General features: G+C 65.2%; 12 protein-coding genes. 3 read left to right on the forward strand and 9 right to left on the reverse strand.

Features of this window, described 5'->3' with window-relative positions; translation table 11 throughout:
• From GEV06_08905 to GEV06_08940, 8 genes are all read right to left on the reverse strand, one after another.
• Positions 1-1,158, reverse strand: a complete 1,158-nt coding sequence (locus GEV06_08905; protein MPZ18017.1) for an FtsX-like permease family protein — start codon at positions 1,156-1,158, stop codon at positions 1-3.
• Positions 1,155-1,850, reverse strand: a complete 696-nt coding sequence (locus tag GEV06_08910; protein MPZ18018.1) for an ATP-binding cassette domain-containing protein — start codon at positions 1,848-1,850, stop codon at positions 1,155-1,157. Before GEV06_08910 ends, GEV06_08905 begins: the two co-directional genes overlap by 4 nt.
• On the reverse strand, positions 1,847-3,094 hold the full coding sequence (locus GEV06_08915; GenBank protein MPZ18019.1) for an efflux RND transporter periplasmic adaptor subunit: 1,248 nt from the start codon (positions 3,092-3,094) through the stop codon (positions 1,847-1,849). Before GEV06_08915 ends, GEV06_08910 begins: the two co-directional genes overlap by 4 nt.
• 447 nt (positions 3,095-3,541) lie before the next feature.
• Positions 3,542-6,622, reverse strand: a complete 3,081-nt coding sequence (locus GEV06_08920; protein MPZ18020.1) for a CusA/CzcA family heavy metal efflux RND transporter — start codon at positions 6,620-6,622, stop codon at positions 3,542-3,544.
• Positions 6,623-6,632: 10 nt separating this feature from the next.
• Entirely contained in the window at positions 6,633-7,835 is a 1,203-nt protein-coding gene (locus tag GEV06_08925) for an efflux RND transporter periplasmic adaptor subunit (GenBank protein ID MPZ18021.1), read from the reverse strand.
• On the reverse strand, positions 7,832-9,187 hold the full coding sequence (locus tag GEV06_08930; protein MPZ18022.1) for a hypothetical protein: 1,356 nt from the start codon (positions 9,185-9,187) through the stop codon (positions 7,832-7,834). The genes GEV06_08925 and GEV06_08930 overlap by 4 nt, the downstream gene beginning before the upstream one ends.
• A 114-nt stretch (positions 9,188-9,301) precedes the next feature.
• Positions 9,302-9,583, reverse strand: a complete 282-nt coding sequence (locus tag GEV06_08935) for a hypothetical protein (protein MPZ18023.1) — start codon at positions 9,581-9,583, stop codon at positions 9,302-9,304.
• A gap of 9 nt (positions 9,584-9,592) precedes the next feature.
• Positions 9,593-10,087 carry a GAF domain-containing protein gene (locus tag GEV06_08940; protein MPZ18024.1) on the reverse strand — a complete coding sequence of 165 codons (495 nt, stop codon included), beginning with the start codon at positions 10,085-10,087 and terminating at the stop codon, positions 9,593-9,595.
• Between the two features lie 175 nt (positions 10,088-10,262).
• Between GEV06_08940 and GEV06_08945 the strand changes: the two genes are divergently transcribed.
• Complete coding sequence (locus GEV06_08945; protein ID MPZ18025.1) at positions 10,263-10,613, forward strand: metal-sensing transcriptional repressor; 351 nt, start codon at positions 10,263-10,265, stop codon at positions 10,611-10,613.
• A gap of 86 nt (positions 10,614-10,699) precedes the next feature.
• Positions 10,700-13,093: a heavy metal translocating P-type ATPase gene (locus GEV06_08950; protein MPZ18026.1), complete on the forward strand. Its 2,394-nt coding sequence runs from the start codon at positions 10,700-10,702 to the stop codon at positions 13,091-13,093.
• A gap of 112 nt (positions 13,094-13,205) precedes the next feature.
• Here GEV06_08950 and GEV06_08955 read toward each other — a convergent pair whose 3' ends face one another.
• Positions 13,206-13,718: an AAA family ATPase gene (locus GEV06_08955; GenBank protein MPZ18027.1), complete on the reverse strand. Its 513-nt coding sequence runs from the start codon at positions 13,716-13,718 to the stop codon at positions 13,206-13,208.
• A gap of 216 nt (positions 13,719-13,934) precedes the next feature.
• Here GEV06_08955 and GEV06_08960 point away from each other — a divergent pair, with 216 nt between their 5' ends.
• Positions 13,935-14,801, forward strand: coding sequence for a sulfurtransferase (locus tag GEV06_08960; protein ID MPZ18028.1), 867 nt, complete (start codon positions 13,935-13,937; stop codon positions 14,799-14,801).

Genomic DNA, 14,801 nt, shown 5'->3' on the forward strand with positions numbered 1-14,801 from the left:
TCACCCTTGCTGTCTCAACGCGTCGACGATCTTGAGCTGTCCGGCACGCCAGGCTGGCAGCGCGCCAGCCACGAGACCCAGCGCGACGATGAGGATGATGCCGATGACGATGTCTCGCGTCGGCAGGTAGAACGCAGGCAAAAGACCGCCGGTCGGATCACCCTGGAGAATGATCAGCCAGGCAACACCGAGACCGAGCAGGCCAGCGACCACCGCCAGCAGCAAAGACTCCAGCAGCACGAGCCCCAGCACATGTCTGTCAGTGAAGCCGAGCGTCTTCAGCACCGCGAGCTCATTGGTGCGCTCCCGGATCGATTGCGCCATGGTGTTCCCGGAGACCAGCAGGATCGTGAAGAGCACTGTCACGAGGATGGCAATCATGATGGCGCCGATGTCGCCGATCTGGTTTGCGAACGCCTGTACGAACGCCTTCTCGGTTGACGTCTTCGTTTCCGCAGCGGAGTTGGCGAACTGCGCGTCGATCCGATCGGCCAGATTCGCGGCACCGCTTGGATCGGCCACGCGAATGGTGTACCAGCCGACGATGTCACGAGCCTCTTCATCACGTGTCTCGTTCAGGTAGTCATAGTGAAAGAACATCTGTGTGATGTCGGTGCCCTGTTTCCCTGAGTCGTAGATGCCGTCGATCGTGAACTCCCAGGCCGAGCCATCCGGTTTTCGCCAAATCGGCGCCTGCAAGGGAATACGATCCCCGATCTTCCAGCCGAAGCGCTCGACCAGGGCCCGGCCAACGATCGCACCGGTGCGATCCGCGAGCCACGTCTTCTTCTGATCCTCTGGAAGCACGTACTCCGGGTACATCTCGAGAAACGACTCGGGCTCGACCGCCATGTTCGCGAAGAAGTTCCGTTCATCCTGATAGATGCCGCCAAACCAGGAGGCGTGTGTCACGGCGGTCACGCCTGACGTCGCGGCGATGCGCGCCCCGTACGCGATTGGCAGCGGCTGGATGAACGAGACCTTGTGGATCATGACCAGGCGATCTGCGCCGGCCAGCTCGATGCCGAGCGAAAATCCGCCTCGAATGGCCATCAACGCTCCGAAGAGCACGAACGCGACCAGAATGGAGAGCGCCGTGAAGATTGTGCGGACCTTACGGCGCATGAGATTGCGCCAGACGAGCGGCAGGAACTTCATGCGGCCACCTCCGCGTTCAGCCGGCCCTTTTCGAGATGCACGACGCGGCGCGCGCAGGCGGCTGCGTGCGGGTCGTGCGTCACCATCAAAATCGTCTTGCCATGCTCCTGGTTGAGCACGCGCAAGAGCTCCAGAATCTCATCCCCAGACTTGCGATCGAGATCACCGGTCGGCTCGTCGCACAGCAGCAGCGTCGGATCATGGACGATGGCTCGCGCGATGCCGACCCGCTGTTCCTGGCCGCCGGAAAGCTGCCGCGGGTAATGCTTCGCGCGCTCCCCGAGACCGACGACCGACAAGGCCACCTGGGCGCGCCGCCTCCGCTCCGCGCGCGAGAGGCTGGTGAGCAGCAATGGCAGCTCGACGTTCCGTTCAGCCGTGAGCACCGGCAGGAGATTGTAGAGCTGAAAGACGAAGCCGACGTTCTCCGACCGCCAGCGCGACAGCCGTCCACCAGACATCTGATCGATCCGCTCACCAGCCACGTCGATGCTGCCCTCGCTCGGCCGATCGAGCCCGCCCAAGAGGTTGAGCAACGTGGTCTTGCCAGAGCCGGACGGCCCCATGAGCGCAAGGAAGTCTCCGCTCTCGACGTCGAGGTTGACCCCCTGCAAGACGTCGATCCGCTCGCTCCCACGGTGGTAGACCTTGTGTACGTCCTGAACCTTGACGAGAACGCTGTCCGTACTCATGACCGAGAAACCTCCTCAACCGTGGTACCGTCCGCGAGATCGGCCGGCCCTTCAACCACGACTCGCTCGCCGCCAGTCAGACCTGACAGCACTTCGAGCTGATCACCGTCCGCGGCACCGACACGCACGGCGCGACGCTCGGCACGGCCATCACGCACGACGAACACGATGTTGCTGCCGTCGACGGACCGGACGGCCCCCTTCGGCACGAGGACGCGTGGCTGGGCCTCGGTCGTCTGCGACCCAGTGCCATCTTGGGGGGCATCCTGCAGGAAGGCCACCTTCACGCCCATGTCGGGCAGAATCCTCGGATCGAGCTGCTCGAACCGAATCCGTACCAGCACCGTGGCCTTCTGGCGGTCGGCGGCCGGAACGGTCGTGATCACGCGTCCCGGGATCTCCCAATCAGGGTACGCATCGAGCACAGCCGACACGCGTTGATTGGGCGACACGCGCTGGATGTACGCCTCGTTGACATCCACCTCGATCTCGAGCGACGACATGTCCACGATGGTGCAGATACCCGTCCGCGTGAAACTGCCGCCCTGCGCCCCCGGCGAGATCATCTCGCCCGGTTGTGCATCCTTCGTGATCGCGACTCCGCTGTAGGGTGCCGTGATCACAGTGTCGGCGAGCTCCGTGCGGCGCACGATCACCTGCCGCTGAGCGACGGCCACCTCTTGCTGGCCCGCCGCGATGCGGGCGCCAAGCGCGTCCACTTCCGCTTGCGCTGTGTCGAGATCCGCCTGCGGCACGATGCCCTCGTTCGTGAGCCGATCTTGCCGGCCGAGTTGACGCTCCGCCTCTCGAAGACGCACTTCGTTCTCGGCGAGCAGCTTCTCTGCAGAGGTGAGCTGCGCCTCGGCGAGCGCCAGCGCGGCGCGAAACATGGAGTCATCGAGGCGCGCCAGCACTTGGCCGGCGCGCACTCGCATCCCCTCGTCGACCAGCACGTCCACCAGCCTACCGGTGATCTTGGCCGAGACCGTGGCGCGGCGCCGCGCCGTCACATAGCCGGAGGCATTCAGGACGGTTTGGCCGCCGCCGGCGCCGCCGCTGCTCTGCGCGACAGCGTTTGCAGTGCGTACGGTGGCAGCCTGCGTGCGCGTCACCCACCACCAACCACCACCCGCAAGGACGAGCACCAGCACGAGAGCCGTCCCCCAGGCGCGCCATGTCGAGCCACCACGCTTGGAGCTCCGGTCCAGGCGCAGCGATGCGAGATCTGTTTTCAGGTCCGTCATGGGGATGGATAATCGCGGGCTGTTCTAGCGGACCGCGGCCTCTGGCCGCGCTCCCCGACGCTCACTTGGTGCCCCAAGAGTTCCAGATTACCTCAATTCACTCGCCACCTCGGGTAGGAACGCCCCGCCGAGGCGGCCGCTCATGATCACGGCGCGTGCGGCGAACGCGCCCTACCTATACGTCGAATGAGAAGGCGCGAGATCGACGCGGTGATGACATCCGCCCTCATGAATCGCGAGCGGCTCTCGCCGATGTTCAGAGAGAGGTTACGCTGTCAACGGTTCCGCGGTTCCCCGTTTCGGTGGCTGGTGGCCATAGCCCGGTAAACGACATCTGAACCGGGGTAAGGGCGGGTACCGGGTAGGGGGTCTCGACGCAGATGTTACAGGATAGTCTTATATAAGTGAATACTGATAGTAGTCGTGGCCCCGCTGTCGTGCACGAACCTACGGTGAGGAGGTCACCCGTCGGCCCAGCAGCGTATAGAACGCAGGCAGAACGAGCAAGGTGAAGAGCGTCGACGTGACGAGCCCGCCGACCATCACGACCGCGAGGGGTCGCTCGATCTCCGTTCCCTCGAAGCGCAGCACGAGAATCGGTAGCAGGCCAAGGATGGCGGTGCCCGCGGTCATCAGCTTTGGGCGCACGCGGCCGAGACTGGCTTCGCGGACGGCGTCCACAAAGGGGACGCCGTCCGCCATGAGGCCGTGCGTCTGCGTCGCCAGCACGAGGCCGTTCTGAACCGCGATACCAAAGAGGCCGATGAGGCCAACGAGGGAGGAAACGTTCCACGTGCCTCCGCTCAGATAGAGCGCCACAATGGCGCCAACGAACGCGTTGGGCAGCGTTGCGAGAATCAGCAACGTCTCGCGAAACGAGCCCAACGCCAGGTAGAGCAACACGACAACCGCCAGGATGCCGACGGCGGTTGCCACCGCCAGCGAGCGCGCCGCCCGTTGCTGGCTCTCGACCCGTCCTCCAACATCGATGAAGTAGCCTGCCGGGAGCTCGAGCCTTTCGGCGAGGAGGTCTCCGATCTCAGCCGCGGTCGTTCCGAGATCGCGCCCGGTCACGCTCGCATCAATGGCGATACGTCGCGCCCCTGCTTCTCGTCGAATCGCCCCAGGCCCGAAGACCTCTTCAATCTTCGCGACCGTGTTGAGAGGAATCGGCACACCCGCGTGGGTGTTCAGGAGCAGCCGACCGATCCTGTTTGCGTCGTTTCGCCAGACGTCCTGCAGCCGAACCAACAGGTCGAAGCGACGTTGTCCTACCCAGACTTCGGACGCTTCTTCTCCGACGAGCCCGACCCGCACGGCGCGAACGATATCTCCAGGCGCCAGTCCCACCCGCGCCGCCGCCTGCCGGTCGACGCGGATGCGAAGTTGCGGCAGCTCGGTCAGGGACTCCACGCGGAGATCCGCGATCCCACGCACCCCCTCGATCGCGCGATGCGCGTCTGCAGCAAGGCTGCGCAGCCTGGCGAGATCCGGGCCAAAGATCCGGACCGACAGATCCGCGGGCGTCCCGCCGAGCCCCTCATCGATGCGCATACCGAGCGGCGTCGTGAACAGGACGGAGACACCAGGAAATGCCGAGACCGCCTCGCGCATGGCCGTCTCGAGCTCGTCCAGCGTGCGCGAGCGATCCGGCGCGAGCGCGACCAGGACATCCGACAGCGTGTGCGGCATCGGGTCCTCGGTGCGCTCCGCCCGTCCCGTCCGCCGAACGACATCCTCTACCTCGGGAAACGCGCGGAGCGCATCCTCGACGCGATGATTGAGTCGGTCGACTTGCTCGAGTGACGCCTCCGGTGGAAGGACGGTTTGGAGGAGGAAGGCGCCTTCGTCGAGCGCGGGCATGAAATCGGTGCCAATGCGCCCGCTCAACACGACGAGCGGTAACGCGACGACTGTCGATACGATGGCAACGGCGCCGGACCGGCGCAGGCAGAGGTCGAGCAGCGGTCGGTAGGCCCGTTTGATCCGCCGAATGATCCATGTCTCCTCGCCAGCGCTCGACCCCGCTTGGGGCGAGCGGCGCAGCAGCCAACCAGCCGCCACGGGCGTGACCGTCAGTGCCAGACCGAGAGAGGCCACCAGCGTGGCGATCACCGCCGCTGCCAGCGGGCGATACATTCGGCCCTCGATCCCCGTCATCCCGAACAGCGGCACGAACACCGCCACGACCGTCATCGTCGCAAACGCAATCGGCCGGCCAACTTCGATAGCCGCGCCGCGCGCACGCTCCCACGACGACGCTTCGCTTGGCTCGCCCAGCCTGTGCAGCACGTTCTCGACCACGATGATCGACGCGTCGACGAGCAAGCCGACGGCAATGGCCAACCCGCCAAGGGTCATCGTGTTCAGGCCGATGTCGAAGCGGTCGAGCAGCAGGCCAGCAAGGGCGATCGAGCACGGAATCGTGAGCGTCACGATGAGCGCCGCGCGCACGTTGCCAAGAAAGGCCAGCAGCACCAGAACGACGAAGATGGCGCCGAGGAGCACCGCGCGACTCACACCTCCGAGCGCCGAGTCGACCAGTTGTGACTGGTCGTACACGACACGAAGGTGGACGCCTTCCGGCAGGCTGGCGCTGATCTCAGTGATGGCGCGACGGATGCCCGTCGCAACCTCCACCGTGTCTGCGCCGAACTGCTTGGCCACGCGGCAGCTCACGACCTCGCCACGGAGCCGGTGCGCCAAACCGCGCCGCGTTGCCGGCGCTTCGCGCACATCCGCGACGTCCGACAGCAGGACCGGTACGCCGCCACGTACAGCCACGACCGTGCTCTGGAGATCGACAGCTCCTTCGGCGCGTCCGACCGCACGGATCGTCCATTCCAGATCTCCCTGGGTCACGAATCCGCCGGAGGCGTTCAGGTTGCTCTCGTCGACCGCGTGGAGCAGCTCCTCGAGCGTCACCCCGCGCGCGACCATCCGCTCGGGATCGATCTGGACCTGAAACTGCCGAAGATACCCACCAAGCCGCTCCACGGTCGAGACACCAGGCACGGCGAGCAGGCGGTTCCTCACCTCGAACTCTGCCAGGTCACGCAGCGTCATCAGATCCGCGGCGCCCTCCTCTGCTTCGAGTGTGAACTCGAAGATCTCGTTCAAACGTCCCGTCAGGCTCGAGAGCAGCGGCGCATCGGTGCCTGGTGGGAGCTCCCCACTGAGCTGTGAGAGCCGCTCCGCGACGAACTGACGAGAGAGGTAGTAGTCGGCCTCGGGCTGAAACTCGATGGTGACTCGTGCGACACCGAGCTGCGAGACCGATCGAACACGTCGGACGTTGGGCAGCCCGGCGAGCGCAACTTCTATCGGAATGGAGACGCCCGTCTCCAACTCCTCCGCCCCCATGGCTGGATTCTGGACGATGACGTTGAAGACGGGGGTCGCAAGGTCGGGGAACACGTCGCGGCGGAGCCCTTGGAACGACAGCGCGCCGACGAGCGTGCCGGCTGACGCCAAGAGGAGCACCAGCGCGGGCCGCGCGTAAGACCAGCGAACGATGGCAGCAATCATGTTGGTCTCTTCAGTGGTTGTGCGGATCAGCGGTGCCGCTCATCTTCTCTGCCTCAGCCTTGAGGACGAACGCGCCCTGCACCACCACGCGCTCATCCGGACGTAAGCCACTGAGGATCTCGACCTCGCCGGAGAGATCTCGTCCCCGTCCAACCTTGCGTATCTCGAACGCGCCATCGTCACGCGGCACGAAGCACACCCATGCGTCACCGAGTCGTTGTACGGCGGCAGTGGGGACGCTCGAGATCGTCAGCGTGCCAGCATCGAGCTGCAGCTCCGCCGATCCGGACATGCCTGGCCGCAGAGACTCGCCTGCATTCTCGAGGACGACGCGGATTGGAATCGTCCCAGAGCTCGCGTCGACCTCGCGACCGATGAACGTCACGCGGCCTTCGAAGCCGCGGCCGGGCAGCGCGGGGAACCGAACACGTGCGGGCGCACGAACATCGACGCGGAGGGCATCGCGCTCGAACACGTGAACCGTCAACCACAGCGTGGCGAGGTCGGCGATTGTGAAGGCAGGCGATGTCACATCCGCGATCTGGCCGAGCAGCACGCTGCGCGAGAGCACGACGCCGCTGACTGGCGATCGCAGCGTGAAATGCGAGGTATCGTGACGTTCCTCGTTAGTTGGCACGCCGAGTGCGCTCAGCGTCGCGCGAGAGGCGCGTACCTCGGCGTCTGCTGCGGCAGCTTCCGCGTCGGCTTGTTGAACGTCACGGGCCGGCACGATGCGCTGAGCCGCAAGGCCGCGCTTGCGCTCTCGATTCTGCCGCGCCAGGGTGAGCCGCGCCATCGCCGACAGGTATGCCGCCCGCGCTCGGCCGAGCTCCGAGCTTTGGATGACCGCGAGGCCCGCCCCGGTGCGCACACGGTCGCCCGGTGTCGCGAGCAGCTTGACCACCCGGCCCGACAAGGGGGCGTGCAACTCCGCATACGCCTCCTGATTCGCCTGCAGCTCGCCGAGCGCATCCACCTGTTGCCGCCCCGACCGCGATTCGACTGCCGTCGTAGTCAGACGTAAGTCGCGCAGCGCATCGGCTCTCAATCGCAGGACAGGCTCCTCGCCCACGTCTTCTGTGTGCGCCCTCTCGTCTTCTGGCGCTGATCGCTCGGACTCTGTTCCTTGCTCGTTCATCCTCGAGGGGCTACCACACGCCGAGGCGATCACCAGGGCAACGAGGATCGTCGAGAGTCTGGCAAAGCGACTCATCGCAACACTCCTGACGCGAAGTCCACGTCCAGCGCGGACCGAGCGACGCCGAAGAGGCGGTCGACGTGCTCGAGGCGAGTCTCCAGGAGCTCGCGGCGGAGCACCAACCACTCGGGTAGGCTCAGTTCTCCAGCTTCGTAGCTGCGCTGCGCGAGCGTCTCGTTTTCCTCGAGGCCTGGCAACGCATCACGCTCCAGGCTCTCCAGGCCGCGACGCTCCTCGCGGTAGCGTTCGAGTGCCGCCTGCAATCGGACCTCGGCCTCGCGGCGCAACGCGTCCCGTTCGAGGGAAAGCCGCGTGAGCCGTGCGGCTGCCGCGGCGCTCAGCTCCTGGCCCTTCTGAAACGTCGGAAGCGTGATGGTGAGACCGCCCAGGAGAATGTGACTCGCCTCCTCGTTGGCGTAGCTCGCGGAGAGGCCGACATCTGGCTTGGCTTGGGCGCGTGCGAGTGCTTGGTCGGCTCTCGCTTCACGGATCTGGGCGTCGAGGGCTCGAAATGCCGGAAGATCATCCACTCTGTCCATTAGCTCGCTCGTCCGTCGTTGCGCGACGGGTGAGGAGGGGTCCGCGATGCGCCGAGTCAGCTCGTAGGCCTGACCCTCGGGTTGGGCGTCAGTCAGTGAGCCCCTCAAGTGCAGACCGTCGCCGCGGGACAGTCCGAGCAGGACCCGCAAGTCAGCCAACGGACGTGTCAAGTCGGCTCGGGCGGCAGCCTCCGCGGTCAAGGCTCTGGCCAATTGGGCGCGGGCGACGTTTACATCCAGCACCGCGATGTCTCCCGCCTGGTACCGCCGTTCCGCGCTCCGCAGGACCTCATCGGCAACGTGCTTGGCCTCGCCGAGCAGACGAACGCGTTCTCGAGCGCGGAGGGCATCGTAGAAGGCCAGTGCCGCATCCCGTAAGGCGAAGCGGATTGCTTCCTCCGCGACGGCTGTGCCTTCGTCGATGCCCGCTTGTGCGCCGGCCACTCGCGCCGCACGCCGGCCGCCGAGCTCAAAGACCTGAGACACGCCGATCTCGACGTCGCTCGAGTGGTCCCCTTCGCTGGTTCGTGGACCCAATGTGGCCGAGACCTCCGGGTTGCTTCGCAGTCTGGCGCGCGCCCCGACCAGCCGGGCCTCCGCCTCGGCAATGCGTGCGCGCGCGACACGTGCGGTGGGCGCCTGCTGCCGTGCGCGCTCGAGCACCTCCTGGAACGACAAGCTCCACTGCGCCGGAGGCTTCTCGGCCGAAGTGAGGCGGCGGCTCTCGCCCCGCACTGATGTTTCTGGCTGCTGCGCGCTCGCGTCGGTCGCCATCACCGGCAACGCCACCAGCACCACCAGCGCACACGTAATGAATCCTGGTTGCATGGGCACTCCCACGGACGAATCGAAATGTGTGGACCCCGACCCGCAGGTGTCGGGTGCACGAATGAAGAAACGCAAGAAGGGGCCGTTCTCGCGGCCAGAGCTTTGTGGTGAGGTCTAGGCTTTGGGGATATGCGGGATTTCCCGAGGATCGACGAGCGGCACGCCCCGACCGAATGGACACAGAGCGACGCGGCTGACCGCGCCGTCAGCGATCACGGGCGTGAGCTCAGACGCGATGTCCCGCGTCACTGCGCAGCAGAGACAAGCCGCGCAGTCCGGCGCGCAATCGTCTGCGCTAGGGGCGACGTCCGTGCACACCTCCCGGGCGAACAGTGGCAGGATTGCCGTCTGCGTGAGCGTCGTAACCAACAAGGCGAGTGCAATCGCCCGGAGCATCGTCAGCACTTATAGCACAAAGGAGCTCGCACGGAGGAGCGCCGCCGCCAGCTGCTCACAGCCCAGGCGATCCTGCTCGTCGAAGCGAGCGAGGCGTGGACTGTCGAGATCGAGGACACCGACAAGCCGGTCGTTCTCGATGAGTGGCACGACGAGCTCAGCGCGCGACGCGCTGTCACAGGCGATATGTCCTGGAAAACGCTCCACGTCCTCGACGATGACAGACCGGCGGCGGCTGGCGGCGGTGCCGCAAACACCCTTCCCGAGCGCGATGCGGGTGCACGCAGGCTTGCCCTGGAATGGCCCGAGAACGAGCTCCTGATCCTTCAGGAAGTAAAAGCCCACCCAGTTGACGTCTGGCAGGGCATGGAAGAGCAACGACGACATGTTGGCCGCGTTGGCAGCGAGGTCTGGCTCGCCGGTCAGGAGCGCGGAGAGCTGACGCTCGAGATCTCCGTAGAGTGTGGCTTTGTCGGTGGCGTCGATCACGGTTGGCTCGAACATTACTCCATTATCCTCGGCGAAAAAGGAACCGGGTACCTTTTCGGGCTCGAAAAGGTACCCGGTTCCTCTTCCGTCTTCTTGACATACCCATAGGGGTATATGAGACTATACCCCTATGGGTATCCGGCGGCGGTTCGGCGTGCCGCTGGACCTTGGCAGGGTAGGGACACAACCGATGCGCACAGCGACTCGAGCAACAGCCCGCAGGTCGGGTGACGTCAGTCGTGACGACCAACGCCACGCGACCGGCGTTGATCCGGACACAAAGACAGCAAACCTCAGACGGCTGCGGCGTATCGAAGGCCAGGTGCGTGGCTTGCACCGGATGGTCGAGGAAGATCGCTACTGTCCTGACATCCTCGTGCAGCTCTCGGCCGCCCAGGAGGCCCTTCGTCATGCCGGGCGAGGGCTGATGGCCAACCATCTCCGTCATTGCGTGACCGAGGCACTGAGAGAAGGGTCCGACGCACGCGTCGAAGCGACGTACGACGAGCTGCTCGAGCTCATTTACAAGCATTCCCGTTGACGCCGTCGTCCGGAGTTGCCCCAATGGCTCACAAGACTCACCACGCGCCCGCGTCAGCGGGTATCGCTCTCGATCCGGTCTGCGGCATGCAGGTGGACCCCACACGTACCAAGCTCCATGCCGAGCATCGTGGCACGACGTATTACTTTTGCGGCGCCGGATGCCAAGCGCGATTTGTCACCGATCCAGAACGCTTCCTCGAATCGGAGCGCGAGACGGCTCCTTCACCAGCGCAGACACCGGAGCATACGGAGGGCGCGGCCGCTTGGGTCTGCCCCATGTGCCCCGGTGTGCGTGAGGCACAGCCCGGGCCATGTCCAAGTTGCGGCATGGCGCTGGAAGCGGAGCAGCTGGCTGCACCCGGCGTGCGGACTGTCTACACCTGCCCGATGCACCCGGAAGTGCAGAGCGATGAACCTGGTGCGTGTCCCAAGTGCGGTATGGCGCTCGAGCCGCGGGTTGTCGAGCTCGAGGAGGCGCCGAATCCTGAGCTCGTGGACATGAAGCGGCGCCTGGTCATCGGGGCGCTTCTGGCCCTGCCCATCATTGTCATTGGGATGGGCGACATGATCGCTGGCGGCGTAGTCACGCGCGCCATCGGTGGCCACCTGGCGAACTGGATTCAGCTCGTGCTGGCAACCCCTATCGTGCTCTGGGCCGGTAAGCCGTTCTTCGAGCGCGGCTGGCGCTCGATCGTGACGCGTAGTCCCAACATGTTCACGTTGATCGCGCTCGGCACGGGCGCGGCGTATGTCTATAGCGTGGCGGCAACCCTCGTGTCCGATTGGTTCCCGAGCGGCTTCTCGCATGATGGCGTCGTTGAGCCGTACTTCGACACCGCTGCCGTGATCATCGTGTTGGTCATTCTGGGACAAGTGCTGGAGCTTCAGGCACGCGGACGCACGGGTGCGGCGCTCCGCGCGCTGCTCGGCCTCGCTCCGAAGACAGCTCGGAGAGTCCGAGACGGCGGAGACGAGGACGTGTCACTGGCGGATGTGCGCGTCGGCGACGTGCTGCGTGTTCGGCCGGGCGAGAAGGTGCCGGTGGACGGCGAGCTCATCGACGGCCACAGCTACATCGACGAAGCGATGGTCACCGGCGAGCCGATGCCGGTGGAGAAGGAGCGTGGCGCGCGCGTGATCGGCGGCACGATCAACGGCACGGGCAGCTTTCTGATGAGGGCCGAGCGCGTCGGGCAGGCGACGCTGTTGGCGCAGATCGTGCGCCTCGTGAGCGAGGCGCAACGCAGCCGCGCACCGATCCAGCGCCTCGTCGATCGCGTGGCGGCGGTCTTCGTCCCCTCGGTCGTGGTCGTCGCCGGGTTGAGCTTCGCAGCGTGGGCTCTGTGGGGACCGGATCCAAGGCTGTTGTACGCGCTGACGAGCGCCGTCGCGGTGCTCATCATTGCGTGCCCCTGCGCGCTCGGGCTGGCGACACCCATGGCCGTGATGGTTGGCACTGGGCGCGGAGCAACTGCCGGCGTGCTGATCCGCGACGCGGAAGCGCTGGAGACGCTCGCCCGTGTGGACACGCTGGTCGTCGACAAGACCGGCACGCTCACCGAGGGGAAGCCGGCGTTGGTCGAGCTGCGCGCGCGCCCACCATTCGAGGATACGGAGCTGTTACGGCTCGCGGCGGAGGTCGAGCAAGGCAGCGAGCATCCGATAGGCCACGCGATCGTTGCTGCCGCGCGACAGCGCGATTTGGCGCTGGCTGACACTAGCACGTTTGTGTCGACGACGGGCGGCGGTGTGCGGGCCACGGCGGAGGGACGCGATGTGTCGGTGGGCAACCAGGGATTTCTCGAGCACCAAGGCGTGAGCACATCGGCTGAGACGGCTAACGCCGAGGCAATGCGGTCACACGGTCAGACGGTCGTGTTCGTCGCGGTGGATGGCCAACTGGCCGGCTTGCTCGGCGTGACGGATCCCGTCAAGGAGACCACACCAGAGGCGCTGGAGGCGCTGCGTCAGGAGGGCATCGATATTGTGCTGGTGACCGGCGACAACCGCACAACCGCAGAAGGTGTCGCTCGGGCGTTGCAGATCACGAGCGTGCACGCGGAGGTGCTTCCAGCGGAGAAACAGGATGTGGTGCGCGCGCTCCAGGCGAAGGGGCGTCGCGTAGCGATGGCGGGCGACGGCATCAATGATGCGCCGGCCCTCGCGGCCGCGAACGTCGGCGTGGCCATGGGCGCGGGCACGGATGTCGCCATTGAGAGCGCGGGCGTCACGCTCGTCAAGGGAGATCTCCGCGGCATTGCACGGGCACGGCTGCTCAGTCACGCGACGCTCCGTACCATCAAACAGAACCTCTTCCTCGCGTTTGTCTACAACGCCGTTGGCGTGCCGGTTGCTGCCGGTGTGCTCTATCCGCTCACCGGTACGCTCATTGGACCCATCTGGGCAGGCGCTGCCATGACGCTGAGCTCGCTCTCGGTGATTGTCAACGCCCTGCGCCTGCGACACGCGCAGCTGTGAAAACGGGGACAGCCCACTGGACAGCCCCCGTTTTCCATCATGCGAAAAACGGGGGCTGTCCCCGTTTCCTGTGCAGAGGAGAAGGAGCCCGTCCCCTTTTCGCTATGTCACGCTAGGCCGAGTGAGACGGACGGGGTTCATCGAGCCGCAGCCGGCGGCGTATTTCCTGGACAATGGCGTCCGGCGGCTGAGCGCCGTCGATCCGAAGTGATTCGGCCGGCTCCTCGAGCGTTTGCAGTTGGCTGTCGAGCAGCGACGGTGGCATGAAATGGTCTTGCCGTGCTTCGATGCGTTGCTTCAGCACCTGACGGCTGACCTTCAGGTAGACGAACCTCATGTCGGTGAGTCCTCCGCGGAGGGTCGCGCGGTACGACGTGCGGAGAGAGGAGCAAGCGATGACCGCATGCCCGCCCCGGGCCAGCGTGTCACGAATCAGGGCGTGAAGGCGATCGAGCCACGGCTTCCGATCCGCGTCCGTCAACGGCAGGCCGTGGCGCATCTTCTCGACGTTTTCGTCCGGATGGAAGTCATCTCCATCGTAGAATGGCCAGCCGAGCGCGTCGGCCAGTTGCTGACCCACCGTGGTCTTGCCAGACGCGGTGACGCCCATCAAGATGAGGACCATCGCACGGAAGTTTGACATAGATGTTTCACGGCTTCCATGGCTCCCTGATAAGATGCCGGTTGGCCCTCCCCTGAGTCGCGACAGGGACGTAGTCCCTTTGTTTGCCGGTGGTGTACGTTCTTGCGGGCCGCGGCCTTCGGCCACGCCCCACGACGCTCTATTGCGAGCCCCGAGACAAGTCTCGGGTTCGCAACGGTTCTTTCGGAGTGACATTCCATGAAGATTGAAGATCGGGGATACAAACAGCCGGATGTCCTCGTGTCGACCGACTGGGTTGCCGAGCACCTGAACGATCCAAAGCTGCGACTGGTTGAATCGAACGAGGACACGCTCCTCTATGCCTCCGGGCACATCCCTGGGGCAGTGCATGTCGATTGGACCAAGGATCTCAACGACCAGATCCGGCGCGACTACATCACGGCCGAAGATTTCGAGCAGTTGATGTCACGTATCGGCGTCACGCCGGCCACCGCCGTCGTCTTCTACGGCGACCGGAACAACTGGTGGGCCTGTTATGCATTCTGGGTATTCCAGCTGTTTGGTTACACGAACGCACGCGTGATGGATGGAGGACGACTCAAATGGGAGAAGGAAGGTCGCCCACTCACGCGTGACGTGGCAAGCCATCCGCCCGCCACCTACAAGGTCACTGCGCGAGACGACAGACCGCATCGCGTGTTTCGTGATGATGTGCGGAAGTTCGTCGAAGGAAGCCGTGGTCAGCTGGTAGACGTGCGGAGCCCGGAGGAGTACCGGGGCGAGCGGCTTCACATGCCCGAGTACCCAAACGAGGGCGCGCTGCGGGGTGGTCACATTCCAGGCGCGAAGAGCGTCCCCTGGGCGCGTGCGATCAATCCCGAGGACGGCACGTTCAAGACGGCCGAGGAGCTCCGGCAGATCTACTTGGAGGACCAAGGGCTCGATCCCAAGGTGGACACGATCGCGTACTGCCGCATTGGCGAGCGCAGCAGCCACACTTGGTTCGCGTTGAAGTTCCTGTTGGGCTTCCAGAATATTCGCAACTACGATGGCAGCTGGACCGAGTGGGGCAACTTGGTGGGTGTGCCCATCCAGAAGCCTTAG

The sequence above is a fragment of the Luteitalea sp. genome, assembly GCA_009377605.1.
In the GTDB taxonomy this organism is placed as follows: Bacteria; Acidobacteriota; Vicinamibacteria; order Vicinamibacterales; family Vicinamibacteraceae; genus WHTT01.

What these genes read in the sequence shown, in the direction of transcription:
- GEV06_08950 (MPZ18026.1), top strand. Translation starts at nt 10,700, where the DNA reads ATGCAGGTGGACCCCACACGTACCAAGCTCCATGCCGAGCATCGTGGC.
- GEV06_08905 (MPZ18017.1), bottom strand. Translation starts at nt 1,158, where the DNA reads ATGAAGTTCCTGCCGCTCGTCTGGCGCAATCTCATGCGCCGTAAGGTC.
- GEV06_08910 (MPZ18018.1), bottom strand. Translation starts at nt 1,850, where the DNA reads ATGAGTACGGACAGCGTTCTCGTCAAGGTTCAGGACGTACACAAGGTC.
- GEV06_08915 (MPZ18019.1), bottom strand. Translation starts at nt 3,094, where the DNA reads ATGACGGACCTGAAAACAGATCTCGCATCGCTGCGCCTGGACCGGAGC.
- GEV06_08945 (MPZ18025.1), top strand. Translation starts at nt 10,263, where the DNA reads ATGCGCACAGCGACTCGAGCAACAGCCCGCAGGTCGGGTGACGTCAGT.
- GEV06_08935 (MPZ18023.1), bottom strand. Translation starts at nt 9,583, where the DNA reads ATGCTCCGGGCGATTGCACTCGCCTTGTTGGTTACGACGCTCACGCAG.
- GEV06_08925 (MPZ18021.1), bottom strand. Translation starts at nt 7,835, where the DNA reads ATGAGTCGCTTTGCCAGACTCTCGACGATCCTCGTTGCCCTGGTGATC.
- GEV06_08930 (MPZ18022.1), bottom strand. Translation starts at nt 9,187, where the DNA reads ATGCAACCAGGATTCATTACGTGTGCGCTGGTGGTGCTGGTGGCGTTG.
- GEV06_08960 (MPZ18028.1), top strand. Translation starts at nt 13,935, where the DNA reads ATGAAGATTGAAGATCGGGGATACAAACAGCCGGATGTCCTCGTGTCG.
- GEV06_08920 (MPZ18020.1), bottom strand. Translation starts at nt 6,622, where the DNA reads ATGATTGCTGCCATCGTTCGCTGGTCTTACGCGCGGCCCGCGCTGGTG.
- GEV06_08940 (MPZ18024.1), bottom strand. Translation starts at nt 10,087, where the DNA reads ATGTTCGAGCCAACCGTGATCGACGCCACCGACAAAGCCACACTCTAC.
- GEV06_08955 (MPZ18027.1), bottom strand. Translation starts at nt 13,718, where the DNA reads ATGGTCCTCATCTTGATGGGCGTCACCGCGTCTGGCAAGACCACGGTG.